24 protein-coding genes, 1 tRNA gene and 1 pseudogene are annotated in these 26,220 nt (G+C 64.3%); 12 read left to right on the top strand and 14 right to left on the bottom strand.

Features of this window, described 5'->3' with window-relative positions:
• Positions 1-13: 13 nt before the first annotated feature.
• From AYJ54_RS28010 to AYJ54_RS27995, 4 genes are all read right to left on the bottom strand, one after another.
• Complete coding sequence (locus tag AYJ54_RS28010) at positions 14-859, bottom strand: phosphatase PAP2 family protein (RefSeq protein ID WP_063704004.1); 846 nt, start codon at positions 857-859, stop codon at positions 14-16.
• 1 nt (position 860) lies between these two features.
• Positions 861-2,603: an ArnT family glycosyltransferase gene (locus tag AYJ54_RS28005; RefSeq protein WP_063704002.1), complete on the bottom strand. Its 1,743-nt coding sequence runs from the start codon at positions 2,601-2,603 to the stop codon at positions 861-863.
• 51 nt (positions 2,604-2,654) lie between these two features.
• Positions 2,655-4,715 carry a penicillin-binding protein 1C gene (pbpC, locus tag AYJ54_RS28000; RefSeq protein ID WP_063704000.1) on the bottom strand — a complete coding sequence of 687 codons (2,061 nt, stop codon included), beginning with the start codon at positions 4,713-4,715 and terminating at the stop codon, positions 2,655-2,657.
• A 145-nt stretch (positions 4,716-4,860) separates the two neighbouring features.
• Positions 4,861-10,065: an alpha-2-macroglobulin family protein gene (locus tag AYJ54_RS27995; RefSeq protein ID WP_063703999.1), complete on the bottom strand. Its 5,205-nt coding sequence runs from the start codon at positions 10,063-10,065 to the stop codon at positions 4,861-4,863.
• 362 nt (positions 10,066-10,427) lie between these two features.
• Between AYJ54_RS27995 and AYJ54_RS27990 the strand changes: the two genes are divergently transcribed.
• The 3 genes from AYJ54_RS27990 to AYJ54_RS27985 all read left to right on the top strand — a co-directional run bounded on the left by AYJ54_RS27990 (position 10,428) and on the right by AYJ54_RS27985 (position 11,511).
• Positions 10,428-10,504 (top strand) — tRNA-Arg (locus AYJ54_RS27990).
• 78 nt (positions 10,505-10,582) lie between these two features.
• Positions 10,583-10,717 carry a hypothetical protein gene (locus AYJ54_RS53540; RefSeq protein ID WP_283808712.1) on the top strand — a complete coding sequence of 45 codons (135 nt, stop codon included), beginning with the start codon at positions 10,583-10,585 and terminating at the stop codon, positions 10,715-10,717.
• Positions 10,718-11,292: 575 nt separating this feature from the next.
• A complete protein-coding gene (locus AYJ54_RS27985) occupies positions 11,293-11,511 on the top strand; it encodes a hypothetical protein (protein ID WP_063703997.1) in 219 nt (72 codons plus the stop codon).
• 124 nt (positions 11,512-11,635) lie between these two features.
• Here the strand turns inward: AYJ54_RS27985 and AYJ54_RS27980 are convergent, their stop codons facing one another.
• A complete protein-coding gene (locus tag AYJ54_RS27980) occupies positions 11,636-12,112 on the bottom strand; it encodes a DUF3833 family protein (RefSeq protein ID WP_063703996.1) in 477 nt (158 codons plus the stop codon).
• Between the two features lie 877 nt (positions 12,113-12,989).
• Here AYJ54_RS27980 and AYJ54_RS27975 point away from each other — a divergent pair.
• Entirely contained in the window at positions 12,990-13,385 is a 396-nt protein-coding gene (locus AYJ54_RS27975; protein WP_063703994.1) for a hypothetical protein, read from the top strand.
• A 543-nt stretch (positions 13,386-13,928) separates the two neighbouring features.
• Here AYJ54_RS27975 and AYJ54_RS27970 read toward each other — a convergent pair.
• Entirely contained in the window at positions 13,929-14,147 is a 219-nt protein-coding gene (locus AYJ54_RS27970) for a hypothetical protein (protein ID WP_063703992.1), read from the bottom strand.
• Between the two features lie 199 nt (positions 14,148-14,346).
• On the opposite strand from AYJ54_RS27970, the gene AYJ54_RS50865 reads away from it, so the two are divergent.
• Together AYJ54_RS50865 and AYJ54_RS51450 are read left to right on the top strand one after the other, a co-directional pair.
• Positions 14,347-14,496 carry a hypothetical protein gene (locus AYJ54_RS50865; protein WP_161491916.1) on the top strand — a complete coding sequence of 50 codons (150 nt, stop codon included), beginning with the start codon at positions 14,347-14,349 and terminating at the stop codon, positions 14,494-14,496.
• 100 nt (positions 14,497-14,596) lie between these two features.
• Positions 14,597-14,755, top strand: a complete 159-nt coding sequence (locus AYJ54_RS51450; RefSeq protein ID WP_201724264.1) for a hypothetical protein — start codon at positions 14,597-14,599, stop codon at positions 14,753-14,755.
• A gap of 537 nt (positions 14,756-15,292) precedes the next feature.
• Here AYJ54_RS51450 and AYJ54_RS51445 read toward each other — a convergent pair.
• Together AYJ54_RS51445 and AYJ54_RS27960 are read right to left on the bottom strand one after the other, a co-directional pair.
• Positions 15,293-15,442, bottom strand: a complete 150-nt coding sequence (locus AYJ54_RS51445) for a hypothetical protein (protein ID WP_201724263.1) — start codon at positions 15,440-15,442, stop codon at positions 15,293-15,295.
• A gap of 113 nt (positions 15,443-15,555) precedes the next feature.
• Positions 15,556-17,493 (bottom strand): acyltransferase family protein, encoded by a 1,938-nt coding sequence (locus tag AYJ54_RS27960; protein WP_082905884.1) that lies wholly within the window; start codon positions 17,491-17,493, stop codon positions 15,556-15,558.
• Between the two features lie 182 nt (positions 17,494-17,675).
• Between AYJ54_RS27960 and AYJ54_RS27955 the strand changes: the two genes are divergently transcribed.
• Together AYJ54_RS27955 and AYJ54_RS27950 are read left to right on the top strand one after the other, a co-directional pair.
• Entirely contained in the window at positions 17,676-18,008 is a 333-nt protein-coding gene (locus tag AYJ54_RS27955) for a hypothetical protein (protein ID WP_063703987.1), read from the top strand.
• A 159-nt stretch (positions 18,009-18,167) separates the two neighbouring features.
• Positions 18,168-18,353 (top strand): hypothetical protein, encoded by a 186-nt coding sequence (locus AYJ54_RS27950; protein WP_063703985.1) that lies wholly within the window; start codon positions 18,168-18,170, stop codon positions 18,351-18,353.
• Positions 18,354-18,436: 83 nt separating this feature from the next.
• On the opposite strand, the gene AYJ54_RS27945 is transcribed toward AYJ54_RS27950, so the two are convergent.
• The 3 genes from AYJ54_RS27945 to AYJ54_RS27935 form a co-directional block, all read right to left on the bottom strand.
• Entirely contained in the window at positions 18,437-19,207 is a 771-nt protein-coding gene (locus AYJ54_RS27945; protein ID WP_063703983.1) for a hypothetical protein, read from the bottom strand.
• Positions 19,208-19,378: 171 nt separating this feature from the next.
• Complete coding sequence (locus AYJ54_RS27940; RefSeq protein ID WP_063704279.1) at positions 19,379-19,615, bottom strand: hypothetical protein; 237 nt, start codon at positions 19,613-19,615, stop codon at positions 19,379-19,381.
• A gap of 61 nt (positions 19,616-19,676) precedes the next feature.
• Complete coding sequence (locus AYJ54_RS27935) at positions 19,677-19,913, bottom strand: hypothetical protein (RefSeq protein WP_063703982.1); 237 nt, start codon at positions 19,911-19,913, stop codon at positions 19,677-19,679.
• A gap of 267 nt (positions 19,914-20,180) precedes the next feature.
• On the opposite strand from AYJ54_RS27935, the gene AYJ54_RS27930 reads away from it, so the two are divergent.
• A complete protein-coding gene (locus tag AYJ54_RS27930) occupies positions 20,181-20,534 on the top strand; it encodes a DUF6481 family protein (protein WP_063703980.1) in 354 nt (117 codons plus the stop codon).
• Between the two features lie 126 nt (positions 20,535-20,660).
• Here the strand turns inward: AYJ54_RS27930 and AYJ54_RS27925 are convergent, their stop codons facing one another.
• Positions 20,661-20,903 (bottom strand): pentapeptide MXKDX repeat protein, encoded by a 243-nt coding sequence (locus AYJ54_RS27925; RefSeq protein ID WP_063703978.1) that lies wholly within the window; start codon positions 20,901-20,903, stop codon positions 20,661-20,663.
• 341 nt (positions 20,904-21,244) lie between these two features.
• Here AYJ54_RS27925 and AYJ54_RS27915 point away from each other — a divergent pair, with 341 nt between their 5' ends.
• Genes AYJ54_RS27915 through AYJ54_RS27905 form a run of 3 tightly spaced genes read left to right on the top strand, consistent with a single transcriptional unit; the run spans position 21,245 to position 24,173 of the window.
• Positions 21,245-22,267 carry a TRAP transporter substrate-binding protein gene (locus tag AYJ54_RS27915; RefSeq protein WP_063703975.1) on the top strand — a complete coding sequence of 341 codons (1,023 nt, stop codon included), beginning with the start codon at positions 21,245-21,247 and terminating at the stop codon, positions 22,265-22,267.
• Positions 22,264-22,818, top strand: a complete 555-nt coding sequence (locus AYJ54_RS27910) for a TRAP transporter small permease (protein WP_063703974.1) — start codon at positions 22,264-22,266, stop codon at positions 22,816-22,818. Before AYJ54_RS27915 ends, AYJ54_RS27910 begins: the two co-directional genes overlap by 4 nt.
• Positions 22,815-24,173: a TRAP transporter large permease gene (locus AYJ54_RS27905; protein ID WP_063703972.1), complete on the top strand. Its 1,359-nt coding sequence runs from the start codon at positions 22,815-22,817 to the stop codon at positions 24,171-24,173. Before AYJ54_RS27910 ends, AYJ54_RS27905 begins: the two co-directional genes overlap by 4 nt.
• 103 nt (positions 24,174-24,276) lie before the next feature.
• Here the strand turns inward: AYJ54_RS27905 and AYJ54_RS27900 are convergent, their stop codons facing one another.
• The gene (locus AYJ54_RS27900) at positions 24,277-25,188 is read right to left on the bottom strand and encodes a hydroxymethylglutaryl-CoA lyase (protein ID WP_063703970.1); all 912 of its coding nucleotides are present in this window, start codon (positions 25,186-25,188) and stop codon (positions 24,277-24,279) included.
• A 7-nt stretch (positions 25,189-25,195) separates the two neighbouring features.
• Positions 25,196-26,220 (bottom strand): annotated as a pseudogene (locus AYJ54_RS52815) (acyl-CoA carboxylase biotin carboxyl carrier protein subunit); the annotation flags it as partial.

Below are 26,220 nucleotides of genomic sequence, written 5' to 3'. Positions count from 1 at the left end.
CAGGCAGCCGCTTTTATGGGGCGGATGCCCCGCGGGCAACCCTTTTGAGGCGCCCTCCGACCGGTCCCGGAAGAGGCACAATGGTGCCGTCGGCGCGGATGGCGAAGCTGAGCCTGCGGGCCGCAAACCAGTAACGGACCGCCATGGCGCTGACCATGCCGACCAGGGCGCCGGCGACGACGTCGCTCGGGTGATGCGCAAGCAGCACAAGCCGGGTCAGCAGGATGACGATCGCGTAGGTGAACATGAACACGCGCAGGCGCGGCCACAGCGCAGAGATCGCGAACGCCAGTGCGAACGCCGTGACAGCGTGGGCGGACGGCAGGCTGTAATAAGCCTCCGTTCCCTGGAACGGAACGAAGTTGAACGGATCAGCCTTGCCGCCGACGAAGGGCCGGCCGCGGCCGATGATGAATTTCAGAATTTCGCCGGCGAAGACGGAAACCAGCACCGAAAGGAAGATGAATTGCAGCCGCGTGCCGAGGCCGAGCAGCAGCGCGCGGCGCGTGCCGTGCAGGCCTGCGGCAACGAGCGCGGTGGCCACGAGCGCGACGGCCAGCACCGAGAGCACATACTCGTCCTTGCCGAAATCGGTGAGGATGCGGATCGGCCACAGGCCGGGCGTGCCGCGCGCCGGCATCAACTGGATCTCGGTCAGATCGAACGCGAGCATCAGGGCGATGATCAAAGCCGCGCCCGCCGCGCTGAGCCAGAGCGAGTGCAGCGCCAGCTTTCGTGCGGCTTCCGCCCGGCGCGAGTGCGATGGCGCGCGCACAAGCTGCGCCAGCGCCCGCCCGGACACTGCCGCCAGTTGCGCGGGATAACTCGCGCGAGGCGCAATCTCGGCGGGCGTCGACATCCTACTCGGTGCCTTCGGAACGGAAGATCGAAATCGAGATCGCGCGCCCTTGCGAGAAATTATAGCCGTCGATCCGCGCGCCGACCTTGTAGCGCAGCCCGATCGCCTCGGCGCGCTGCACGAAGCTGCGCTCCGAACGCTGCTCGATCAGCGCGAAGCGGCAGCTTCCCTGCCGCAGGAAGTCTGCCGCGCCAGAACCGTCGGTGAGCAGCGTCGAGGTGCCCGTCAGGAAAACGAGGCTCGGCTCGTGATAGCCGGCGGAGGCGGCCTTCGGCCCGACGCAGGTGACGTTGCGCAAGGCGCGTGCGATCTCGATGCTCGGAAACAGCGGCGTCAGCGACGGCAGCACAATGCCGTAGACCGCCACCGCCAGCATCAGCGCGGCGACCAGCGCGTTGAGCAGCGAGCGCTCGGCGCGGTTGTTGTCGTAGAGCCACCAGGCGAACAGGCCAAAGATCAGCGAAGCCGCGATGAACGGCCAGGCGACGAAAGCCGGCTGCCGCGTCAGCATGACCGCGCCGACCACCGCGATGATCGAGCCGCCAGCCGGGATCACGAACCACCAGGCCGAGCCACGCATCAGCCAGGACCGCGACAGCACCTGCCGTTCCAGCGCACCGGCCGTGAGGATCGCAATCGCCGGATAGAGCGGCAGCACGTAGTGCGGCAGCTTGGTCAGCACCGCCTCGAACACGATCCAGGACGGGACCAGCCACGCCAGCAAAAACTGCGCGCCGGGCTCGCGGCGCGCGCGCCAGACCGCGGGCACAGCCATCGCCGCAAGCGGCGCGCCCGGCCAGAAGGTGATCCAGAACAGGAGCAGGTAGAGCCCGGGCGGCGCGCCATGGGATTCCTGGGCGCCGATCTTGCTGAGCATGTCGCCGCCGACGGAATCGGCGAAGAAGGCATCGCCCGCGCGCCAGAAGATCGCGATGAACCAGGGCAGCACCAGCACCAGCGTCCACATCAGGCCCCAGACCGGGCGCAGCCGCCACAGCCACGAGGAGTCGCGGTCCTGGATCGCGAGCGCGATCACGGTAAGGCCCGCGAACATCAGGATCAGCGGCCCCTTGATCAGGATGCCGACGGCAATCGCGGTCCAGAAGATCGCGGGCCAGCTCCAGGGCGGATGCGTCTGGTCCTCCGCGCGCTGCCAGGACAGATAGGCCCGAGCCATCGCGCCCATCGCCGCGACCACACAGAACAGCAGCATCGCGTCAGTCTTGGCGAGCCGCGCTTCCACGCCGAGCAGCACCGAGGCGCACATCATCAGCGCCGCAAGCACCGCGGCGCGCCGCGTGACGAAGCCAAGCGCGGTCCAGTAGGTCATCAGCACGGCGCCGATCGCGCCGATCAGCGAGGGTATCCGGTAGACCCAGATGCGCAATTCGGCCTTCGGCAGTCTGAGCGCCGAAGCGGTTTCAACCGCTGCAGCTTGCAGCCAGTAGATGCCGACCGGCTTCTTGTAGCGGACGTCATCCTGGAAGCGGATGTCGACATAGTCGCCGCTCTCGACCATCTGCTTGGTGGCCTGCGCAAAGCGAGCCTCGTCGCGGTCGATCGGCGGAATGGTGAAGAAGCCGGGCAGGAAAAGCAGCAGCGCGCACAGCACGAGAAAGCCGACCGCACGAGGGTGGCTGGCGGTGGCGGCATCGATCAGGCGCACCAGCCGATTGCCCGGATTCACCGGGGATTTCGGCTCGCGCGGCTGACCAAAGCGGGGGCGGGTAAAGGTCTCGGGCATTTGGTTCCGCTTACGCTGAAACTGCCGTCCCCACAACCGCTTAAGCCGGTATCATTGAAATCGAATGACAACTGTGTCCGCCGCGCCCGTGGCGTCGATCACGGTCAGGCGGGCAAACCCCGGACCGGGCGGATCGATCAGGCGCTGGCGCCGGCCGTCGATCTCCCCGAGCGACGTGCCATTGACCAGGATCGTCATCGGCAGGACGCCGCCGGCGACCTTGACCGGCATGGCGGCCGCCTCCTGGCCACCCGTGCGGTCTACGTCGATCCGCGAGCCGTTCAGCGGGAACTGGATGTGCGGGGCCTGCTCGCCCCCGATCCGCACGAGTTCCCCGACTGGGCGGAACCGCTTGAGCGGCAACGGCAGCTTAGTGTTGCTGGCGACCAGGGTTCCCTTGGGCGGCTTCGGCAACGGGGCCAGCGTCTTGCCGGTCCGGGCAAAGGCGTCGAACAGGATGGGTGCGGCGGCCACGCGACCGATCAGACCGGGAACCGGCGCACCGTCGGGCCGGCCGACCCAGACGCCGATGGTCATGCGGCCGTCAAATCCCACCGACCAGGCGTCGCGGTAGCCGTAAGACGTGCCGGTCTTAAAGGCGATGCGGTTATGGGCCGCGTTCTCCGGCGGCGGCGTGCCCAGCAGCACGTTGCCGACCTGCCAGGCCGCCACCTGATCAAGGAGCCGCATCGGCTCGCGATCGTCCTTGCCAGCCATGACCTCGCGCAGCGGCTTTGTGGTGCCGAGCCGGGCGAGGCCCGCATAGAGTTGCGCAAGGTCCTGGAGCGTCACGCCGACACCGCCGAGCCCCATCGCGAGCCCAGGGGTCTCGTCCTTGGGCAGAACGAGATTGCCGCCGGCCTGCCGCAGCCGCGACGCCAGCCGGCTCGATCCGACGCGGTCGAGCAGCACGATCGCTGGCACGTTCAGCGACAATTGCAGCGCCTTCCTTACGGGCACCGTGCCCTGGAACGTCATGTCGAAATTTTCCGGCGCGTAAGAGCCGAAGTGGACGGGACGGTCCTCGATCAGGCTCTCGGGATGGACGAAGCCGTCCTCGAAGGCGAGCCCATAGATGAAAGGCTTGAGGGTTGAGCCCGGCGAGCGGATGGCGCGGGTCATGTCGACCTGCCCTGCCCGGCTCTCGTCGAAATAATCCGCCGAACCGACGCGTGCGAGCACGTCGCCGCTCTCGTTGTCGACGACGATGATGCCGACCGAGATGTTGGGTCCGAGCGCAACGGCGCGGTCGCGCGCCAGCGGCTCCAGCACCTTCTGGAGATTGGCGTCCAGCGTCAGCTTGATGATCGGCGTATCCTTGAAGGTTGCCAGCGCAGTGTCGGAGGCATGCGGCGCCAGGATCGGCATCGGCTTGCGCAGCTTCGGAATGGGGGCAGCCTTGGCCTGCTTCGCATCCTCGGCGCTGACCAGATGCTCCTCGACCATGCGATCGAGCACGCGGTCACGCGCGATGCGGGCTGCCTCGGGATAACGATCGAGCCTGCGCGTCTCCGGCGATTGCGGCAGCGCGACCAGCAGCGCGGCTTCGGCCAGCGACAGCCGCTTCGGCTCCTTGCCGAGATAGGCGATCGAGGCGGCACGGATGCCTTCGAGATTGCCGCCATAAGGAGCGAGCGCGAGATAGAGGTCGAGGATCTGGTCCTTGCTCAAGCTGCGCTCCAGCTCGATCGCGCGCACGATCTGGTGCAGCTTTGCATAGAGGGAGCGCTGCCGCCGCGGCTCCATCAATCGCGCCAGCTGCATGGTGATGGTCGAGCCGCCCGACACGATTTGCCAGCGCGTCGCAAGCTGCACTGCGGCGCGGCCGAGCGCGAGCGGATCAACGCCATCATGGGCATAGAAGCGCTGGTCCTCATAGGCGAACAGCAGCTTCAGATAGGTTGGATCGACGTTCGCCTCGGCATCGACCGGCAGCCGCCAGCGGCCGTCGGCCATGGCATAGGCACGCAGCAGTTTTCCGTTGCGATCCACGACGGTGGTGGAGACGGCGCGAGCCTGATCGAGCGGCAGCGGCCCGAGGGAGTAGACCCAGGCGACGGAGGCGCCGACGGCAAGGATGAATGCGAGCGCGAGCGCGGAGAGGACGCGCATAGCGCGCCGCCCTGCTCCGCTGCGGTCATTCCGGGATGGTCCGAAGGACCAGACCCGGAATCTCGAGATTCCGGGTTCGGTGCTGCGCACCGCCCCGGAATGACGAGGCTGAGGGCCGGCTCCTTCGTTCATATCACCATCCGCCTCACTTCGCCGCCCGCACCTCGACCGTCCCCGTCCCGGTGCGGCCGTAACGCGAGGGATTGTACATGTCCTCGACATAGGCCTGCGGCAGCACGTATTTGCCGGGCGAAACCGCGCGCACGACATAGGCGACGGTGAAGACCGACTTGGCGTCCGAGGCCCGGTCGACCGCCGCCGTGAAGCGGTCGTCGCGGAATTCGGTATCTTCTGCCTCTACGCCGTCCTCGATCCAGTCCAGCGTGCCGCTGTCGCCCGACGACACCAGCTTCGGATTGTCGATCTCCAGGCCCGCCGGCAGATAGTCCGACACCATGATGTGGCCGAATTCCGGTTTGGCCTCGGTGATCTTCAACACCACAGCGAAGCGATCGTTCTGCTTGACCTTGCTGATGTCGGCGGACTTGCCGTCGAGCGTGAAGTAGCTGCGCTCGATTTTGAAGCCGTTGGAGGCGGCCGGCTCCGGCGTGACCGGCGAGCCCGAGACCGAGACCACCGCCTGCACCGGCGCGTCCCCGGTGTTCGTGATCTTCAGCGGCTTGCCCTCCAGCGTCGCGGCTTTGTAGCTGCGGTAGAGCGCGGTCTTGATCGGCTGGCCGTCGACCTCGACCGACAGGTTCTCCTTGGCGAGCGCACGCGCCGCCAGCACCAGCCACGCATTCTCCTGCGTCGAGGTGTACGGCGTCAGCCCGCGCGCGGTCTCGACCCGCGACACGGCCTGCGTCAGCGTCGCCTTCGGCGCGTTGCCTTCGCTTGCGAGCGAGACCAGCGCCGCGGCGTCGCGGAGCTGCGAGCCATAGTCGCTGCGGCCGAACTCCAGCACCGGCTTCGGCGCGAGGCTGTCGAGCGCAGCGCCATAGACCCGCTCCGCGCGGTTGCGGTCGCCGACGAGCGCCAGCGCCGCAGCGAGCTGCGACTTTGCGATGGGCGTCGCGAGGTTGCTCAGCTTGGTGTCGGCGAGATAGCGGAGGTCGCCGATCGGCGCCGCGCCATTGCGCGCCAGCACGTAGAGGCCATAGGCGAGATCGCGGCCGCCGTCCTTCTCCGGCTCATTGGCGTTGACGACGGAGTTGCGGATGCGGTCGAGCGCGTTCTTGAACAGCACGTCCGGCACCACAAAGCCCTTTTCGCGGGCCCGGGTCAGGAAGTCCGTGACATAGGCGTCGAGCCAGGCGTCATCACCGCCCGCCGACCACAGGCCGAACGAGCCGTTGGAGCCCTGGCGCGCGAGCAGCCGCTCGATCGCGTCGCGGATGCGCTGATCGACCTCGGTGTCCATGGCCAGATGCACACCGGCCGCAAGCTCGTTGACATAGAGCAGCGGCATGGCGCGGCTCGTGATCTGCTCCGAGCATCCATAGGGATAGCGGTCGAGCGCCTTGAGGATCGTCGCCGCATCGAGCGCGGTCGACAGGCTCGCCGAGACCGAGACGCTGCCGGTGCCCGGCACGAGGTCGGAGAACATGTCCGAGGTCAGCGTCAGGCTCTCGCCCTTCGCCAGGGTACGGATCGAGCGCCGCGCCAGCACCTGCGTCGCCGCCTTGACGTCGAGTGCGTAGTGGCGGGCCAGCGCTAAGCCATTCGGCCCGGTGATGTCGACGTCGAGGGTCGCCTGCCCCGCGGCCGTCGCATCGAGCGCGAGCGAGAACGAGTTGCGCTGCTTGGCGGCGAGCTTGACGGTGGTCGCGGGATTGCCGGTCATCTTCACCGGACCGCCCGTCGTCACGTTGATCTTGTAGTCGCCGGCCTGCCCCTCGACATTGTCGATCTCGAGATTGACCGTGCCGTGATCACCGTTGAGCAGGAAACGCGGCAGCGTCGCGGTGAGCACCACGGGATCGCGGATCACGACGTCGGTGTTGGCACGGCCAAGTTTTGTGGCGGTCCAGGCCACAGCCATCACGCGCGCCGTGCCGGCGAACTCCGGAATGTCGAAGCTCACGTCGGCGCTGCCGTCAGCGCCGACCGTGACGATGCCGGAATAGAGCGCGAGCGGCTTTTGCGTGGGCGGCGAGCCCTGGAGCTCGGCCGCCCCGGCATCGCCGCCGGACTTGATCTGGCCGCGCGTGCCCTGCATGCCGTCGATGAGCTGGCCGTAGAGATCGCGGATCTCGGCGGTCAGGCGGCGCTGGCCGAGATAATAGTCGTCCGGCGCTGGCGGCTTGTAGTTGGTGAGATTGAGGATGCCGACATCGACCGCCGCGATGACGATCTTGGCGTCCTCGCCGGGATTCAGACCCTCGAGCTTGACCGGGATCTTCAGCCTCGAGTTCGGCCGGATCAGCGCCGGCGGGGTCAGCTTGACCTGAAGCGTGCGGGTCTGCTTGTCGATGCCAAACCATTTCAGCCCGATCGCGCGGCCGGGCATGCGCTGCGCGGCGGCGTCGAGCGGACGACGCAGCGTCGCCACCACATAGGCGCCGGTGCCCCAGTCCTTGCCGACCGGAATCTTCACCTGCGCAGTGCCCTCCATCACATCCAGAGTCTGCGTCGTGAGCAGACGATCACCGAGCACGTTGATGGTGAGCTTCCCGGCGGTGCGGACATTCGCGGACACCGTCATCGTGTCGCCGGAGGCGTATTGCGGCTTGTCGATCGAGGTCTCCAGCAGATCCGGAGTGTCGGCGCTGCCATCGGAGTACCAGCCGACATCGAACTGCACGGAGGTCACCGGGCCGTCCGCGTCGTTCGACTTGACGTCGAGCCGATAGCGGCCGGGCTGTGGCACGAGCGAAATGCGCGACGGCTTGTCGGCGGCAACGACGAGATCACCGTCAGCGACGCGCGAGGTCGATTTGACCGGCTCGTACTCCCAGTAATTGTTCTGGCGATACCACTGGTAGCGCGACTCCATCCTCAGGAGCTCGTAGCGCAGACCGTCGCGGGGTAGCGTCTTGCCCTCGGGCGAGACGAAGACAACGTCGAACTCGGCCTTGTCGCCCTCGGCAACATTTTTGTCGCCGAACAGCGGTTTGACGCCGATCATCGCAGCGGCTGGCGCGACCGGCAGCACGAGCTTGCGCTCCACCGCGCGCCCGCCGGTCTCGGCCATGCGGACGAAGATCTGCGCCTCCTGCGGACGCGTCGAGGCCGGCTGCTTGTCCAGCGTCACCGGGAAGGTCGCAACGCCATTGGCATCGGCCTCGGGGAGATTCTCCAGCGGCGTGCGCTCGTTCGAGGTGGTCTCTTCGTCCGCGACGCCGAACTGGTAGCCGGCAAAGCCCGGTCGTTCGGTCGCAGGCGCAACCAGCATGTCGCCTTCAAGCTGGAGGCCCGAGGCCGGCGCGCCGTAGAGGAAATGGCCGTCGACCTTCAGCTCCACAGGAGCGTTAGCTTTGATCAGCTTGTCCTTGGCGGACAAATCGAATTCGATCCGATCCGGGACATAGTCCTCGACCATGAAGGTGGTCTCGCCGACCGAGGAGCCCTTCGGATCCGTGAAGGCGCGCACCCGCCAGGTGCCGGTCGGGACAGCCGAGTTGAGCTGCACGGAGAGCGTGCGACCGCCCGCGCCCTGGTCGGACAGCACGGCGCGGCGGAATTCGACGCCGTCGGGGCGCTCGATCACCAGCGTCAGCGGTCCGCCGGTCACGGCATTGCCCTGCCCGTCGCGCAGCAGCGCCGTGAGAAAGACCGTCTCGTTGGAGCGGTAGACGCCGCGCTCGGCATAGACGAAGGCATCGGCGCCGGCCGGCACCGCGCGCCCCGCCACGCCGCGATCAGACAGGTCGAAGGCGCTGGTCTTCAGGCTGAGGAAGGCATAGTCGGCTTTCTCGCCCGTGACCGTCAGCAGCGCCGGCGACAGGCCGCCTTCGCCGCGCGCGAGTCCCGCCTCGAACAGCACGTGGCCGCTCTCGTCGGTCTTGCGGGCGGCCAGGATCTCGTTGTTGCGCGCGACCAGCCGCACCTCGGCCTTCGCGACCGGGTCGGTCGAGGCCAGCGAGTTGACGAAGACGTGGATGCCGTCATTGCCGGAATAGGCCGACACACCGAGATCGGAGACGATGAACCATTGTGTGGCGAGCTGGTAGTCGTCGTCGGAGCCCGGCCCCTTGGCCGCCGCCGTCATCACGTAGACGCCGGGCAGGAGCTCGCCGAGCGCCTGATCGACCGGGAATGCGGTTGTGACGTCCTGGTTCAGCGTCATCGCGGTCGCGAGCTCGCCGGACCAGACCTTGACGCCGCGCTCGCCGCCGAGATCGGTGAGCTGGTAGCGCGACAGCGTCTTCTGGAAGTCGCTGTCGACGACCGTGTTGATCAAATTGCGGTCGCCGATCCGGAACACGTTGATATTGACCGCGGGCGTGTTGACGCTGACCACGGGAATGCCGCGCTGGCCGGTCCTCGGCAGCACATAGGCGCGACTGCTGAAGCGCACGAAGGGTTTGCGGTCGCGCACATAGATGTTTAACTCGGCCGATTTCGGCAGGCCCTCCTTGACGGTCGACGGCAGGCCGGCGCGCAGGTTGATGTTGTAGCGCTCGCCATGCTTCAGCCCGTCGACGCAGAGCTGCTTGCCCTCGGCCGACAGCGCCGGCTTGTCTTGCCCAGCGAGTGCCAGGAACGGCGCGAAGTCGGTGCGCTTGGCAAGCTCCTCGGAGAACTGGAAGCAGGCCCGCGGGCTCGCCGAATCCGAGTCCACGGTATAGTCGAGCAGCCGGAAGCCGTGCTCGTCGCGCAGCTTTTCGTAACTCCCGCGGACGTCGGCGACCTCGCGCATGTCGAGCGACAGCCGCAGCGCATCCAGCGCAGGCCGCCAGAGCTTGCGCTCGGCAAGCGACTTGCCGAGCACCGCGAGCGCGTCGGCCTCCTCCCCGGCATTGCCGGCGCGCTGATAGGCGATGTAGGCGGCGGTAGAGGCGCGCTCCAGCAGGAACGTCTGCTCGCTCGAGCTCTTCGGCGTGATCTGGAAGATGACCTTCGCAAGCCGCAGCCAGTTGCCGGCATCATCAGGCGTCGTCGCGGCGATCTGGCCGAGGACCGACAGGCCACTGCGGACATCGCTACGCCGGAACGCGGCGTCGGCGTCGGTGCGCAGCGTCGCGTTGCTCTTGGCCACCGGCCCGGCCTCGCTCTTGATCTGGGCTTCCAGCTTAATGGCGGAGTCGGCGAGATCGTCGCGCTTGAAAGCCTTGTCCGCGGCCTGAGTTGCGCTGAGGCCGAACGCGAGCGTTGCGCAGATTGTGACGGCGCGAACCAAACCGATCATGATGGACTCCCGGGATCGCGGACGACCGCCGCGGTGGCATGAAGTGCGCGGAAAGGTGACGGACTCAAGGCGATGGAACCAGAAGTGCAATACGTCGCATGCGCCATGGTACGGCAAGCCCAGAGCTGCCAAGAACCGCCTTCGTGAGGCAGGGCGGCAGTGGAGAAATGTAGCGGCAGGGCATGTCCCGGGCGCGACACGGCCCTGTCGCCGCATCGCGGAGCCGGTCAACACGCACCCCGCCGCTCCGCTTTGTCGCTTTCGGGGTGAAAACGGTTCGGTTCAGGCTTGGCGGACGTGCGGATTTTTCATATTTGCCATGGTAGAAGACCGCCAGGCCTTAACCGAGGTCGGCGTCGGACGGTCCCATAGCTCAACTGGATAGAGTAGCGGATTTCTACTCCGCGGGTTGCAGGTTCGAGTCCTGCTGGGATCGCCACCTTTTTCAGCTTGTAAATCAATAACTTGGTGCCCGGTCGGATTGGCGCGCCGACGCAAAGCCGGACTCCGCACCACTTTGCTCGCTGTCGCACTCATCGTGGTGTGGGCGTCGATCCTCTGGATGATCGCGACGATATTCGTCAAGCACACGCCGGGCTGGGTCTTCTACACCCACGACCAGCAGCAGCTAGCGCTCGTTCCGCGCCGCTAGGAATCGATAATTTGGCGGCATGTCTCGGCCGGTCCGACGAACGATAGCTGCTCGATCACTGGCGAGATGCGAGCCACTGGCGTTCGAGATCTCCTCGTCTTCCCAGGATCGCAAGTGCAGCCACAATGTGAAGCTCCCGGCCGAGCAGGTCGATAAATGACCGGACGACATTGGGCTCTCGAGGGGCGAGCCGCGGTTCATCTGCAAGGCCTGTGGCCGGCGCGGCGCGATACTGACGGGCGGCAGCGAAGCGACGACGATGGCCGTCCGTTGATCGACCACACGCGAACGGCGCCGTCACTGCCTCATATTCAACCTTTGATCTAGCTCAACAAACGCCATCCGTTCTGAAGTTGCTTGTCGAGGGGCAGGCAATCTGAACGGAGCGCAATGACGCGGCCGTGGACAATCCAGTCGCTGGTTTGGGCGCTGGCCGTCGTCAGCCTGCTAGGCGTCGTCTCTCTGCTCCCGTGAGGCCGGCTTAGTTGAAGGCCCACCAGCGTGAGCCGGCGCCCGACCCTACCGTTCGATTTTCTGTCTTTAGTTATTGCTTAAACCAAAGGGAGAGATTGCGAATGCTTAGATTAATTTCTGTCGGCACCATGACCTTCATTGCCACCGCAGCTGTAGCTCAGCAAGGCGCCGCTCAGCAGGGCCAGGTGAATCAAGCAAAACTTGAAAAATGCAGGCAGCTTGCAAGAGAGCGCGGGTTCAGCTCCGGCATGGAGAACGCCAAGGGAGGCAACAACATGCGATCTTTCGTAATTGGCTGCATGCAAGGGAAGCAAAACTAAGCACGCCGTGAGCGCCCGCCAGCGTGAGCCGGCGGGCCCTTTTTGGGGCGCAACTATGTTCGGCATGAAGACGGTTTTTGTCCTGAGGACCGGCTATAGTGCAGAGTTCGGGAGAGCCGAAGCTTTAGCGCTTCCGATAAGTGACGTGTGCCGTCGCGAACGGAATACCCGCTCGCCCGGCACTGCCACGAACGATGCAAGTCCTGTCATCGATCGCATAGAACCAATCGTCGAAATTCAGCTTGATGGACCTACCGCCCGCTTGCGGTGTGTCGCGCGTGTACTTCCAATGGAACGCGCAACCGGCTTGCTCGCCTATTGCCTCACCTTCAAGTCGGTTTTCCAATCCGGTGTACTTGCCGGCCTCGCCTTTTCGTATCGTCCAATGCAAAGTGTCGTTGTGTCCATCGTCGAACGTATATGTCTCGATGAACACCAGCGTATCCGTGTCCGCATCCAGTTCGCCGTGGCTAGCTATCCCTGCTCGCTTCAGTAGTCCGCCGACCAAACTCTCCAGCACCGCCCAACCTTCGAGCCGCCCGACGAAAAATCGTTCAGGAAGAAACAGCGGCGTTGTACCCGCGAAAGCATCGATCGCCATCGGTAAGCCCTCCGAGCAGCGTTCAACGAACCAAGTCGCCTCTATCGGTCAGGTTCCCGATCAGCGCGGAAACATGCTGGGTTCGGTGCGCTCGACCATCCGCAACATGCTCTTGCAGGCCGGACATTCATACGATCGGATTTCGTACCGCTTGGCGGCTGGTTCGCTACCGACGAACGTTCGCGGCTTGTCGCACGCGGTGCAACGTGGACCTTCGAAGTTTTGATTGCGGTCCATGGAAGAACCCAAATCGCAGCGTCAAAAGGATAAAAGGCCGCCCGCAATATACCGGGCGGCCACCGGGTCTAAAATCAAGCGGCCGATCTCAGCCCCAGCACTCAAATCGTAACTCGAACGCGGGCGTAGAAGAGTCCGGTACCCGACGTTCCGAGTTGGAACACAGGGCTAGTTGCATCTTAGACACAGCTGTGCGCCCGCCCCAGCCCATTGTATTCAATCGGTCGCCAAGAGATTGGTGCAACCGGCCCAAAGGAAAGCACGACACTCGGCAGTCTTGAAATCGTTGGACGGCGGACGCTGATTGAATTGAACGCGCGCAAGTCAGCGGAAGTCCCGGCGCAGCCTCTTGACGAGCGGATGCCGTAACTTCCGATGCGCTTCGTGTACGTTGCATCTGCCGGATCGCGCCTAACAGTTATCAAGTCATCCGCCAGCGGCGGTCACAATCCCTTGGGCTTGCCCCAAGGCATCCACTCGCGCCCCTCATCGGGGATCGCCAAATAAACGCTTGAGTTTCAAGATATTTAGCCAGTCATCCAACGATACTTGTCGTTGTGGGCTTGACACCCGGCACGTGTCGATGGTCTCAAGTAGAGCCGCGCGAAAGTTAAAGTTTCCTTAGCGTCAGGGTCAGTAAATGCGTAACCATTTGCAGCACTCCCTTACCATGATCGCCCGCGGAGACATTCGGCACATCCTTGCGATTTGTCTTGCGATTTACGGGCTGATGCTACCCGTCATGGCTTTGGCCAAACACGGCTATCATGCTGCGCCGGTCCCCCAAGGAAGCAGGGTCGAACAGATATTTCCGCGATGGGAGCCGCCGCGTTGGTACACGGCGTACACGCACATGTTCGAGTCCGAGGAGGACTGGAATCGCATTGTCGTCTACGAAGACACAAAACAGCTCCCTCGCGACAGATATGAGGCAAAGCCCTTTGGCAGCAATGGTTGGAAGTACATTACGCTCGCGGCCAGCGACGGAACCAATCCGGCAGAGAACGGCCGGCATTATTACGTCGTGTTGCCCTAGCTAGACGAGCCCCGGAACTGGTCGCCGGGATATTCGAGGGCGTGATATTTGCGATCAGCGACGGCCTCGCTCGAAATCTCTTCGACGACGAAGAGATTTAACAACGCGCGACATTCTGCGCAGTGCGAGCTTGACCGCGCTCATGCTTCGACAAGACCAGCTGAAGCGTTACCCACCACCCGGTAATGGCCGTGGTGAGATCGTCCCGGATCCGGCGCCGAGCGATCTACGACTGCCTGCCCCGCCTCGCTTGCTCCCGCAAAGTTGAAGCTGCATCCGGGGGCTTCTTTGCTTGTTCACTGTCCGACTCCGCTTTGTTCTCAAGTCAGAATCACGATCGTCGAGATCGGGCACGGGCGACTTGTTAATGCCTGGTTTCCCGCCGAATAAATTCCGAGGCATAGGGCTCTTCCACACCGAGATTATCCTGACATCTGCAGCGAACTCCTGCCCCGCACTGGCAGCCTAGTTTCGACCAGGCGCGCTTTGGGTGGTTCTCACAGACCCAACCCAGCCCGTGACAGATGCGGCAGTTCGGATTGATCATGCGTCGAGAGAAACGAGGAAGGGACGCAAGCGATAAGCATCGATCGCGGCGTTTGACAGCAGCAACCTGCGTCTCTCTCCGCGCAACATCATGCGATCGATCTTGCTCAGGATGAAGCGGGCCGAGTCCCTGGGCTCACCTGTGAGCAAGCCGGATTGGTCGAGGAATTTCCAGGCAATCTCGAAAGACTGCGCGCGCAACTCGGGATCGGTCATAGGCGCACAACGTCCCCGCACATGGAATGTTCCGGGTTGCGTTCAGGCAAGCCTGTCGAACGTCAACCTGCGATGTGCGGGATGACTTTCCTTCGTCGCCGTCGTTTCGTGTGGCGCGCTCGGGCCTACGGACGGAAACGAGATGCGCAAATGGAACAACTCCGCGGCACGGAGGTAATCCTGCGTGAAGGAGGCCTCCATGGACAAGGTCCTCGCAGTCGCCGCGCTCACGCTCATCTGCGGCTCGGCCTTCGCCCGGAATACCGGCCCCGCCCCGCAGACCGGCATGGAGCGGCCGGAGAACACCAATGGTGCGACGGAAAAGGTTCGATGGACACCACCGGCATGAACGTGAACCTGGCCAATCAATCCGAGACGAAGGACCGCCAAGGGCGCGTCCAAGAAGGACGACAGGCGAAAGCAGGCAGCCAGTACGCGAGATGGTGCCCATGAAGCCGACCAAGTCGCTCAAACAGCAGGCGCGCGTCGCGGAGAAGGCCGCGCAGGACGCGGCGGACCAGTTTGTGGCCAACCAGATGAAGTCGTTGGCCTCGGCCTTCCGGGCCCAGGCGAAAATCCTGAAGAAGAAGCGGAAGAAGTCTTCGTAGTGCCTTGCGAATGGCTGGGAGCGGCACGCGCCGTTATTGCGCAATGGGAAACTTCATCGACAGGTTCGCGGAACGAACCTGCAATCAGCACGTTGGACACCCGAATTAAACACCCGAATCAAGTGGTGCCGACCCGCCAGCCCCGGTCGGCATTGAAGGACTCCGTGCTTCACCCCGAGCACGGAGTTTTTCTCATGAGCAGATCCGGCCGGGTTCGAGCCGGCGAACTCCGGCTTGCCAAGTGTAGCGGATGCGGCCGGTGCCGGAGTAGGTCTGCGAGCGGTCGCGACAACTATCCAGAGAGCACCGAGACCAGCAATGACGGGCAGAATTCCTAGTCGCGATTTGCCAACGACCGTGATCTGAAAACAACAGCGGAAGCCATTTGACGCGATCCGTCACACAGCGCCAGCGCCGCTGTCCCCATGCGCCGCTTCGGCGCGAAAAGCCGCAACGCGCGGACTCTCGTCCGAGCGTCCCCCTTGGGGCCGAAGACAAGTCAGTCTTGATTGACGTCAGGAATTCCGGGGAGCGCGGTCAGCCCGGCTGCTCTTCGCGACGCTCGCGCGCGAGCTGATGCCAGGCCAGGGCCAGCTGAATCAGCCTCTGCCGGTCGGCGCCTTCAGATGCCGCGGCCCGCTTCATCGCCGCCTCGGCTTCGCGCTGCGGATCGTACTTGGTACACATGGCGCCGAGTCTAGCCGGTCGATCTGGACAAGCGCGTGGCAGTTTCATCCGTATGATTGCGGGGGGACGGAAAGCCGTTCAGCCCGGAATTGCAGACCACCGCCAGCCTGGCGTCATCGCGCGACCAGGACCTGTGTCAGTCCGATCTTCGCGGCAAAATCGCGCCTGGTCTGGGGTTTCAAGTTGCGCCTGATGTGGCTTGGATCTCGGTATAGAAATTCGCCGTCAAGCCAAGTATCGCAAGCATCCTCCCGGCACAAAGCGCGAGCTGGAAATATAGTATCGATATTTGGCTGCGTACGCGCAACCTCAGTCATCATGTCGTCGATGACGGCCGACCGTTGTAAGATTGTTTGTGCATCTGTTGAGCTGATCTCTGCCTCGCAGGGTGCCCGCCAAAGCTTGGCGATCGTGGCATGAGCGCACTCGATGACTGGCAGCGGTACTTGCGGCTCGCCGCCAATGAGAACAAAACTTCGGCCTGGAATCGATGTCTCTCTGATGAGCTTTATCAGCGCATCGTGCATAGCCTTGATACCGTAAAGATTGTCGCCATTGCCTATTCGATCCGGCAGTTCCAGCCAGCTTGAGACGAGTATGAGCTGGTCAATCGCAGGATCCTGAAGGAGCTTAATCGCTCGAGTATGAATGCTCTCACACCGTTGCGGATAGTCCGGCGTCCCAATCGATATGATGAAATTGCCATCACCGAGAACGGCGGGGCAGCCTGCGAACACGAGAAACGATCGATCCGGATCGCGAGAAACAGCTTCGATGATTGGGGCAATATGCTCGGCGTGACTGTCGCCCCAGATCATCGATTTGTGCTTAGCAGTGTCCCATGGTGCACCGAAGACACAATAGGGGCCGAACCCATCGACAGGCTCTAACTTGCAGGGCCAATCCCACATGACGGCGAGACTGCGCATCGATTGCGCCTCGGCCGGAAGGCGCTGTGGCAATCCGTTCGCTGTGGTGATGGAAATGCCGGCGGCGAGCATCGCCAGCATGGCTGCGGTGCCGACACCAACGGTATGGAGCGGCTTCCAGCGGCGTCTGCGGAAGGGCTTCTCCACGTAGAAGTACGAAAGGACCGCGGCAAGGAGAGACACAATCGCGAGGCCGATTGCCTCTGTCGTGCTCGGGGCGGCTCCGTTGATGTAGGTCCGGTAGAATACCCAGATCGGCCAGTGCCAGAGATACAGGCTGTAGGAGATCAGCCCGATTGGTGCGAGCACGCCCAGCACCTCGCTTGAGGTGGTTTTCGTGGATCGCGGCCAAATAACGAGCGCCGCACCGATACAGGGGTAAAGGGCAAACTCGCCGGGAAACTTGGCCGGCGAAATTGTGAAGCCGATTCCGATGAGAATCAGTCCGGCCAGCGCCGCGATCTCGCCGGCGACGCGATTCATCGGCGGCAGGAAGACGAGCAGCGCGCCGATCGCAAGCTCCCATGAGCGCGGCGGCGCCATATAGAACGCGCCCTTCGGAATGACGCGGAAGTAGACGATGCTCGCGGCACACACCGCGACGACGAGGACCGCAAGGACGGTGGCCACAACAGGCTGGGAACGACCCTTGGCAAGCACGTAGAGCAAAAGCGGCCACACCAGATAGTACTGCTCCTCGACCGCGAGCGACCAGGTGTGCAGGAGCGGCATCAGATCGGCGACCTGATCGAAGTAGCCGGTATGGGAAAGAAAGAAGAAGTTCGATACGCCAAAGGCGGCAGCGGCAGCGCTCGTCGCAAGCGAGGCATACTCCCCCGGCAGGAGCAGCACCTTGCCAGCCAGCAGGCTTGCGCCGAGCATTGTCAGCAGCGCCGGCAGGATGCGCCGCATCCGTCGGTCGTAGAAGCCGACGATCGAGAAAGTGTCCACCGCCATTTCGGCGGCCAGAACCTGCGTGATCAGAAACCCACTGATGACGAAGAACACGTCGACGCCAGTGAAGCCGCCGCGTATCGGAACGCCGTAGTGGAACAGGAGAACGGAGACGACGGCAATGGCGCGCAGCCCATCGACATCCGAGCGGTACCCCAATTTTTGCACGCGACTGTCGCTGACGTGGAACTACATTGATGGGCGGGAATACCCCACGCCGTCCCGCTCCACAATCGCAAAGATGACCGCCGCATTGCAGGGCATGCCCGCACGCAAGCGACCGGCGCAACGATCGCCGCGCCGGTCTTCGCATTTTTCGTCATCGCGTAAAGTGATCGGCTCAACGCCCCGTGGTCGAATTCGGAGGCGGTGCAGGCTGCGACGGACTCTGGCCACTCGGCAAGAGCGTGTTGCCTGATGGATTGATCGTCGTGTTCATCCCGCCAGTGGAGCCCGTGCCGCCCATGGCTCCGCCCGTGCCGGTGCCGGTGGTGGTGCCGGTCGAACCGGGGGAGACGCCGCTCGATGTGCCGACGCCGCCGGGGGAAGCCCCTGTCGACGCGCCGCCTCCGGGGGAGACGCCACTGCTTTGTGCGAGAACTGCTGTCGACGAGATTGCTAGCGCCAGTCCCAAAGTGATCGCGGCCAGTTTCATGAAGACACTCCTTCTGATCGCTTCGTGACTTGGGTAAGCTCCGAGGCTTGCGATTGTTCTGAACGATGCACGCACAATGAGTTGAAGCCGCACCCCTTCGCACGCATCTGTGAATTGCGTCACAGCCTGGACGAGGCGCCTCCGCTAAACAGCACACCAACGCTCCGAAGAGCGGGATACAGCATGGATGGCCGTTCACGTCATGACACCAGAGGCCGAAGCTACATCAGTACAGGCTGACGCCGCAGCGTCGCCGCGGGGGCCCGATCTACTCGGCGGCGCCCCTCTCGCAACAATCGGCATCGTGATGACCGCCTGGATCGGCGGCCTGATCTGGCTCGCAATCGCGATCTTGAACTGGCTCGCGTCCTAGGGCGCGACATCACGCGTACGTCTGCAAAGACAAATGAGGCGGGCACCGGCGCGCCTCATTCGGATCAAACGTCGGTCAGACGCTCAGTAGCACGCGCGGGGATCGGCGAGCACATACTGGCCGTTGGGGTAGCGGTAGTAGCAGTTCCCCTCTGCGAGATAGTAGCCGGGGCGCGAGGCGGCCGTCGCGCCGGCGATCGCGCCGGTGGCGCCGCCAAGAACGGCGCCCGCGGCTGCGCCGGTTGCGTTGCCCGAGATCAGGCCACCCAGCACGCCGCCGACAATGGCCCCGCCGAGGGCGCTCGCGCCGGGATCAGCCGGTGGCGGTGGAGGCGGTGGGGGGGCATAGGCGACCGGAGGCGGCGGCGCATAGGCCACCGGCACGTCGTCGACATAATCCTCGGAGATGTAGGCGGGCGGACCTTCCACGCGCTGCGGATAATAGTACCAGACGCCGCCGACGTCCCACCACCAGCCGGAGCGGCCGTTGTGGACCTCATGGCGCCAGCGTCCACCTTCCCAGGCGAGATTGCCGCGATAGTGGTGCCCGCCCCAATCGCGCGCCGGCGCCGGGCCATGGGCCATATAGCGTCCCGGCGGCGGGCCACCGGCGCCATGCGGACCGGGGCCTGCGTGCGCCTGGCCGCCGGGCGGAGGAGCAGGCCGCGCCGCCTGCTGCGGCGGCGGACCCTTGCGGATGTTCTGCGGATTATTCTGGGGCGGCGCGCCGGCGCCCGGCCCCGGCGGCTGACCGCCCTTCCCCGGCTCGGCATCCTGCGCCTGCGCCGAAAATGCCAACAGCGACATGGCCGAAACCAAGGGAATGATGATCTTCATGCGGTTGGACGCACTCATTGGTGCTTGACCCCCTACTTCTCGATGGCCGTGGTCCCTGCGCGATAGACGATTCTCGCGCGACAGGGGTGATGCCGGCCGGCATAACTGACCCGCCTGAGCGGCAGTGTCCCATTACAAATGATTAAGATCACGGCAATTTTTCGTCGGCACCAGCCGGCGGAACCGCGCTCAGCGGGCGGGCTCGATCACATTGCAGTTGGTGCGGCCCGACATCAGGCAATCCTGCATCTTGCTCGCGGCCGTGAGGTCGCGGGCAAGCCAGAGGCCAACCCCGAGAATCACCGCGGCAATGATCAGGCCGGCGAGCGCAGCGCGGCGGCTGTCGCCGGACTGAGGTTGGCTTTGGGGCTTGGATTGAGCCTCGGATTGAACCTTGGGCTTCTCGCCGGGATCGGGCTTGGGCATGGCTACCTTGTCGCGCAGGCGCACGGGCTTATCACCTCTGCGACGTCGCGTCACATGCAGATCAGCCTCTGGTCGGCCTCACCAAGTCCTTGCGTGACGTTTCGATGGCCGGCGCCGCCTGCTGCACCCGCGGCGCGCAGGTCGTGAGGACGAACGCGGTCTGGGTGCACTCCCAGGCGCTACCCAGAACGGCACTTTCGATCGGCTGCGGACGTCCAAACAGCAGCGCGGCCCCTGCGAGCGCCGCCGCTGCAAAGGTAATTGTCAGCGCCTTCAGGCTCAACCCGAAAAAAGTCATGCCCGTGCTCCGTCTCGTAGCGCGACGGACGCTAGGCGCCCGCCTCCGTGCTCCCATATGAGGGACATCACAATTCGGCAGTTTTTTCGGGCTACGAACGATCGGCTGGTCCAGCGATTTTTCGTCTACCTGATCGGCTGCGATTATGGGTGGCTTCGCGACGCGCGTGGATGTACACGCATGTCCGTCACGCGGCGCGCTTCGTGCGGCCGGCGTACCCACAGCCAGTGATGTAGGATTGAAAGCGAGGAAGACAAGGCTCGTTCGATGAGTGGATTCAGAGAACCCGGATTCGCAGACCGGCAAAAGGCGGCGCAGGAAGCCCGTAAAAATCTTTTGAACAAGTTCAAATCTCAGCCGGGGCCCGACGATCCCGCGGTTGCGGCTCGGCGCGCCGAGCGCGAGGCGATTGCCGCGAAGCGCGCCGAGGCAAAGGCGACGCGCGAGGCGGAAAAGGCCGACCAGAAGCGTCGCGAGGAAGAGGCTGCGGCCGCGGAAGCCGCGCGGATTGCCCGCGAGGCCGAGGAAGCTGCCGCCAAGCTGGCAGCGCTCGAAGCCGAACAGAAGGCCAAGCGCGACGCGCGGTACGCTGCCCGCAAGGCCAAGGGCAAGCGGAAGTAAGCCGACACTCTTCAATTGAAATTGAATTGAAGCGCACGTCATTCCGGGGCGGTCCGCAGGGCCGCACCCGGAATCCCGAGATTTCGGGTACGCCTCCGTAAGACGCCCCGGCGTGACGGAATGAGATCAGTTCTTCTTCATCATCCCGTCGTCTTTCTTCATGCCGTCCTTCGACATCGTGTCCTTCTTCATGCCGTCGTCCTTGTGCATGGAATCCTTCTTCATGCCGTCCTTGGACATCGTCTCCTTCTTCATCATGCCGTCGTCCTTGCCCATCTTGTCCTGGGCAAACGCGGCCGGCGCGAATGCGAGGCCGAGCGAGAGAGCGGCAGCCGAGATGCCGAGCGCGATGCGGTAGCGAATGGTCATGATTCATCTTCCCTTCGAGGTGATGTTGGGCAGCGACGTATGCCGCTACCTCATGCTCGACGGATCGCGGATGGGGCGTGTTACGCAACGGCGCGCTTTTTTTTTCGCGACGGCCAAAGCACGGCCGCAATCGATCATTCCGACACAATTTCGCCTGCCTGACCCGTGCAAGTGCCGCGGACGACCGAAGGGCGAGTGTGCGGCGCAGCATTGCCGCGACTTGCTGCCGCATTCGGTCTCGAACTATGAGATTAGAGAATATCTGGTCCAAGAACGGCTAGGATGGGCCTAAAGCCGGCTCTCAAGACCACGTCAAGCAAGAAAGTCCTAGGGGATTATCCATGTTCACGCGCCGCCACCTGCTCGCGACCGCCGTCGCCGCACCCGCCATTCTCCGCTTCGGCATCGGCACCGCGCATGCCGCGACTACACTGAAGATATCGCACCAATTTCCGGGCGGGACGATCGACAAAGGCGATTTCCGCGACCGGCTCTGCCGCATGTTCGCGGCCGAAGTGGCCAAGCGCAGCAATGGCGACATCGCCGCCGAAATCTATCCGAACTCCTCGCTGATCAAGACCAACGCGCAATTCTCCGCGATGCGCAAGGGCGCGCTCGACATCAGCCTCTATCCGATGCCCTATGCCGGCGGCGAACTGCCGGAGACCAATATCGGCCTGATGCCGGGCCTCGTGACCACCTACGACCAGGGCCTGCGCTGGAAGAAGGAGCCGGTCGGCAAGGCGCTGACCGACTTCCTCGCCGACAAGGGCATCATCCTCCTGAGCTGGGTCTGGCAGGCCGGCGGCGTCGCCAGCCGCTCCAAGGCGATCGTTTCGCCCGAGGACGCCAAGGGCATGAAGGTGCGCGGCGGCTCGCGCGAGATGGACATGGTGCTCCAGACCGCCGGCGCCTCGGTGCTGTCGGTGCCCTCGAACGAAATCTACGCGGCGATGCAGACCGGCGCCTGCGATGCCGGCATCACCTCCTCCACCAGCCTGATCTCGTTCCGGCTCGAAGAGGTGGCGAAATCGCTGACCTCCGGCGCAGGCGCCTCCTACTGGTTCATGCTCGAGCCGCTGATGATGTCGAAGGCGATCTTCGACAAGCTGCCGAAGAACCATCAGGACATCCTGCTCGCCGTCGGCACCGAGCTCGAGGCCTTCGGCCGCAAGGGCGCGCAGGACGACGACGTCGAGGTCGCCAAGGTCTACGAGAAGGCCGGCGCCAAGGTCAGTGCGCTCGACGCCGCGACCGTCGGCAAGTGGCGCGACATTGCGCGCGATACCGCGTGGAAGGACTACGGCGCCAAGACCGCGACCGCGGCGAACCTCCTCAAGCTCGCCTCCGCCGTCGCAGCATGATCCACGGTCCGCTTCCGGATCGTGACGACCAGACCGGCGCGGCCGCAGGCAAGAGCCCTGCGGCCGCGCTCGATCGCAGTCTCGCCATCCTCAACAACATCATCGTCGTATTCGCGGCGATCGCGCTGGTCGCAGCCTGCGCCATCCTGAGCTACAGCGTCCTGAGCCGCGCGCTGTTCAAGGCCGCCAATTATTGGCAGGACGAGGCCGCCGTGTTCCTGCTGGTCGGCGCGACCTTCATGACGGCGGCCTATGTACAGCAGCATCGCGGCCATATCGGCATCGAGGCCTTCGTCGGCCTGTTGTCGCCTCTGGCGAACAGGATCCGGCTCTGGCTCGTCGACGCCGCGACGTTCCTGTTCTGCGCCTTCTTCACCTGGAAATCCTGGACGCTGGCGCATGAAGCCTATGTCGACGGCCAGGTCTCGAACTCGATGTGGTCGCCGCCGCTCGCCATTCCCTACGCGCTGATGGCGCTCGGGATGAGCCTGCTCTGCGTGCAGATCATCGTGCAGCTTGCGCTGCCCTTTGCTGGAGCCAGGCGGCCATGAGCGTCTTCGGTATCGGCCTTGCCTACGGGATCGCAACGCTGGTCGTGATGTTTTCGGGCATGCCGATCGCATTCGCGCTCGGCGCGGTGGCGGTCGTGTTCATGGGCATCTACATGCCCACCGCCTCCCTCGATACGGTGACGCAAAACGTCTACGAGGAAATGGCCTCGATCACACTGTTATCGATCCCGCTCTTCATCCTGAAGGGCGCGGCGATCGGCAAGTCGCGCGCCGGCCAGGATCTCTACTCGGCGCTGCACGCCTGGCTGCATCGCGTGCCTGGCGGCTTGGGCGTTGCCAATGTGTTCGCCTGCGCGCTGTTTGCGGCAATGGCAGGGTCCTCGCCCGCGACCTGCTCGGCGATCGGCTCGGCCGGTATCCCCGAGATGCGCAAGCGCGGCTATTCCGGCGGCTTCGCCGCCGGCATCATCGCCGCCGGCGGCACGCTGGGCATTCTGCTGCCGCCCTCGATCACCATGATCCTGTTCGCGGTGGCGGCGGAAAAGTCGCTCGGCCGGCTTTTCCTCGCCGGCATCGGTCCGGGCTTGTTGCTGGTCAGCCTGTTCGGCGCCTATGCCGTGATCCGCTTCCGCCAGGAATATGCCACGGCCGAAGCGATCTACAAGAACGGCGGACCCGAGGCGCCGATCCTGATCCGCGACGAGTATACGCTCGCCGAGCGTTTCAGCGTGCTGCCACGCGTGATCCCCTTCGTGCTGCTGCTGACCGGCGTCATGATCGCGCTCTATGGCGGCTACGCCACGCCGTCGGAAACCGCCGGCCTTGGCGGCCTCCTGGCGCTGGCGCTGATCGCGATGATTTATGGCGTGTGGCAGCCGAGCGATCTCGGTCCGATCATGAGGTCGACGATTCGGGAATCGACCATGCTGATGATGATCATCGGCATGTCCCTGCTTTATTCCTACGTGATGAGCTACCTGCACATCTCGCAGTCGGCCGCCGAATCCATCGTCGCGATGCACCTGCCGCGCTGGGGCCTGTTGTTCGCGATCCTCGCCATGGTCATCGTGCTCGGCTTCTTCCTGCCGCCGGTCTCGATCATCCTAATGACGGCGCCGATCATCCTGCCTCCCTTACGTGCTGCCAATTTCGACATCATCTGGTTTGGTGTGGTGATGACGATCGTGATGGAGATGGGACTGATCCACCCGCCGGTCGGCCTCAACATCTTCGTCATCCGCAACGTTGCGCCAGATATTTCCTTGAGCGAAGTGATCTGGGGCACGCTGCCCTTCGTGCTGCTGATGATGGGCGCGGTGCTGCTCTTGTGCTTCGTGCCGGAGATATCGACCTGGCTGCCCGATCTGGTGATGGGGCCGGACGGGAGCAGGTGACGCTAATCGTAGGGTGGGTTAGCCGAAGGCGTAACCCACCTCTTCTGTCGATCGCAGTGAGAAAAGTGGTGGGTTACGCTGCGCTAACCCACCCTACCGATCACTACAAGCTGGCGCGCTTCTTCTTCGCATTCAGCGCGGTCGCGACCCGGCTCACTGGCGGGCGACCAAGCAGGCGGCTGATCTCGTTCGTCGCCGCCAGCAGCCTCTCCATGTCGATTCCGGTCCTGATCCCCATGCCCTCGAGCATGTAGACGACGTCCTCGGTCGCGACATTTCCGGTGGCGCCGGGGGCGTAGGGACAGCCGCCGAGCCCGCCGGCGGCGGAATCGATCACGCGGACGCCCTCCTCCATGCCGACATAGAGATTGGCGAGGGCCTGGCCGTAGGTGTCGTGGAAATGCATCGCGAGGCTGGCGACGGGGATGTTGGCGCTGACCGCGCGCAGCATCGCCTTCGCCTTGCCTGGCGTACCGACACCGATGGTGTCGCCGAGCGAGATCTCGTAGCAGCCGAGATCCCACAGTGTCTTGGCGAGATCGGCCACCGCCTTGGGCTTGATCTCGCCGTCGAAGGGGCAGCCCAGAACGCAGGAGATATAACCGCGCACCTTGACGCCGTCGGCCTTGGCGCGCGCGAGAACCGGCTTGAACCGTTCGATGGATTCGGCGACCGAGCAGTTGATATTGGCGCGCGAAAAGCCCTCGGAGGCTGCCGCGAACACCGAGACCACCTTGGCGCCGGCGGCGCGTGCGGCGTCATAGCCCTTCTCGTTCGGCACCAGCACATGGAATTCGGCGCCCTTGACGTGGCTCACGCCGCGCAGCACGGCATCCGAGCTTGCCATCTGCGGGATCGCCTTGGGCGAGACAAAGGCGCCGACCTCGACAGTGGTGAGGCCGGCCGCGACCAGCGCCTGGACGAAGGCGATGCGAGCCTCGACGCTGATGGCGGACTTCTCGTTCTGGAGACCGTCGCGCGGCCCCATTTCGATGATGCGCACCCGGTCGCTCATGTCACCCTCACTCGCCCGACGGTTCGACCACGGCCAGCTCGACACCCTCCTGCACGATGTCGCCGACCTTGCATTTGATCGCCTTCAGCACGCCCGCGAATGGCGCGCGCAGCGTCTGCTCCATCTTCATCACTTCCAGTGTCAGGATCGGCGCGCCCTTCTCGAGCTTGGCCCCCTCCTCTGCGAGCACCGCGACGACCGTTCCCGGCAGTGGCGCGGCAATCTTGTCCTCTCCGACATGCTCCTCGCTCTCGCCGCCGAACGGATCGACCCAGTGCAGGTCGAAGCGACCGTTGCGCGTGCGCAGGTAAAGCTCGTGACCATCGATCACGGCCGCAACCGATGATTTGACGCCGTCGAGCGTCAGATCAAAGCCGCTCTCTTTCGGCGTGATGGCAAAAGCCAGCTCACGCTCGCCGATGACAAGCGTCGATGGACCGCTGCCATAGTTCAGCGCGATCTTCTGCTCGGGTCCATGGCCGACGCGGAAGGCGAAGCTGCGTTGGCGCCGGCCGACCGGCATCCAGCCGAAGGTCTGCCAGGGCGAAGCTGCGTCCGCCTGCGTGGTCCGGCGTTCATCGTTCACGATTGCTGCCACCGCAGCGCAGAGCTCGAGCTCCCCGGGCGCAGAGGCGGCCGGCGTCAGAGCCGCCAGCTCACGCTCGATGAAGCCGGTATCGACGGCGTTGGTCCGCACCTTCGGATGCGTCATCAGCGCCGACAGGAACGGGATATTGGTGACGATGCCGCGGACGTCGGTATCTTCGAGCCCGCGGTTCAGCCGCTCGATCGCGACATCCCGCGTCGGGGCCCACGCAATCATCTTGGCGAGCATCGCGTCGTAATAGGGCGAGACGCTATCGCCCTCGCGATAGCCGGCATCGATGCGCAGGCCCCCGGTTTCGGCCGGCAAGCGCCAGGTCGAGATCCGGCCGACCGATGGCATGAAATTTTTGGTGGGGTTCTCGGCGTAGACACGCGCCTCGACAGCGTGCCCGTTGAGTCGGATCTGATCCTGCTTCAACGGCAGGG

This window comes from Bradyrhizobium centrolobii, from assembly GCF_001641635.1.
Classification (GTDB): domain Bacteria; phylum Pseudomonadota; class Alphaproteobacteria; order Rhizobiales; family Xanthobacteraceae; genus Bradyrhizobium; species Bradyrhizobium centrolobii.
Note: the sequence above shows the minus strand (reverse complement) of the source record. Positions and strands in the feature narration are given on the sequence as shown.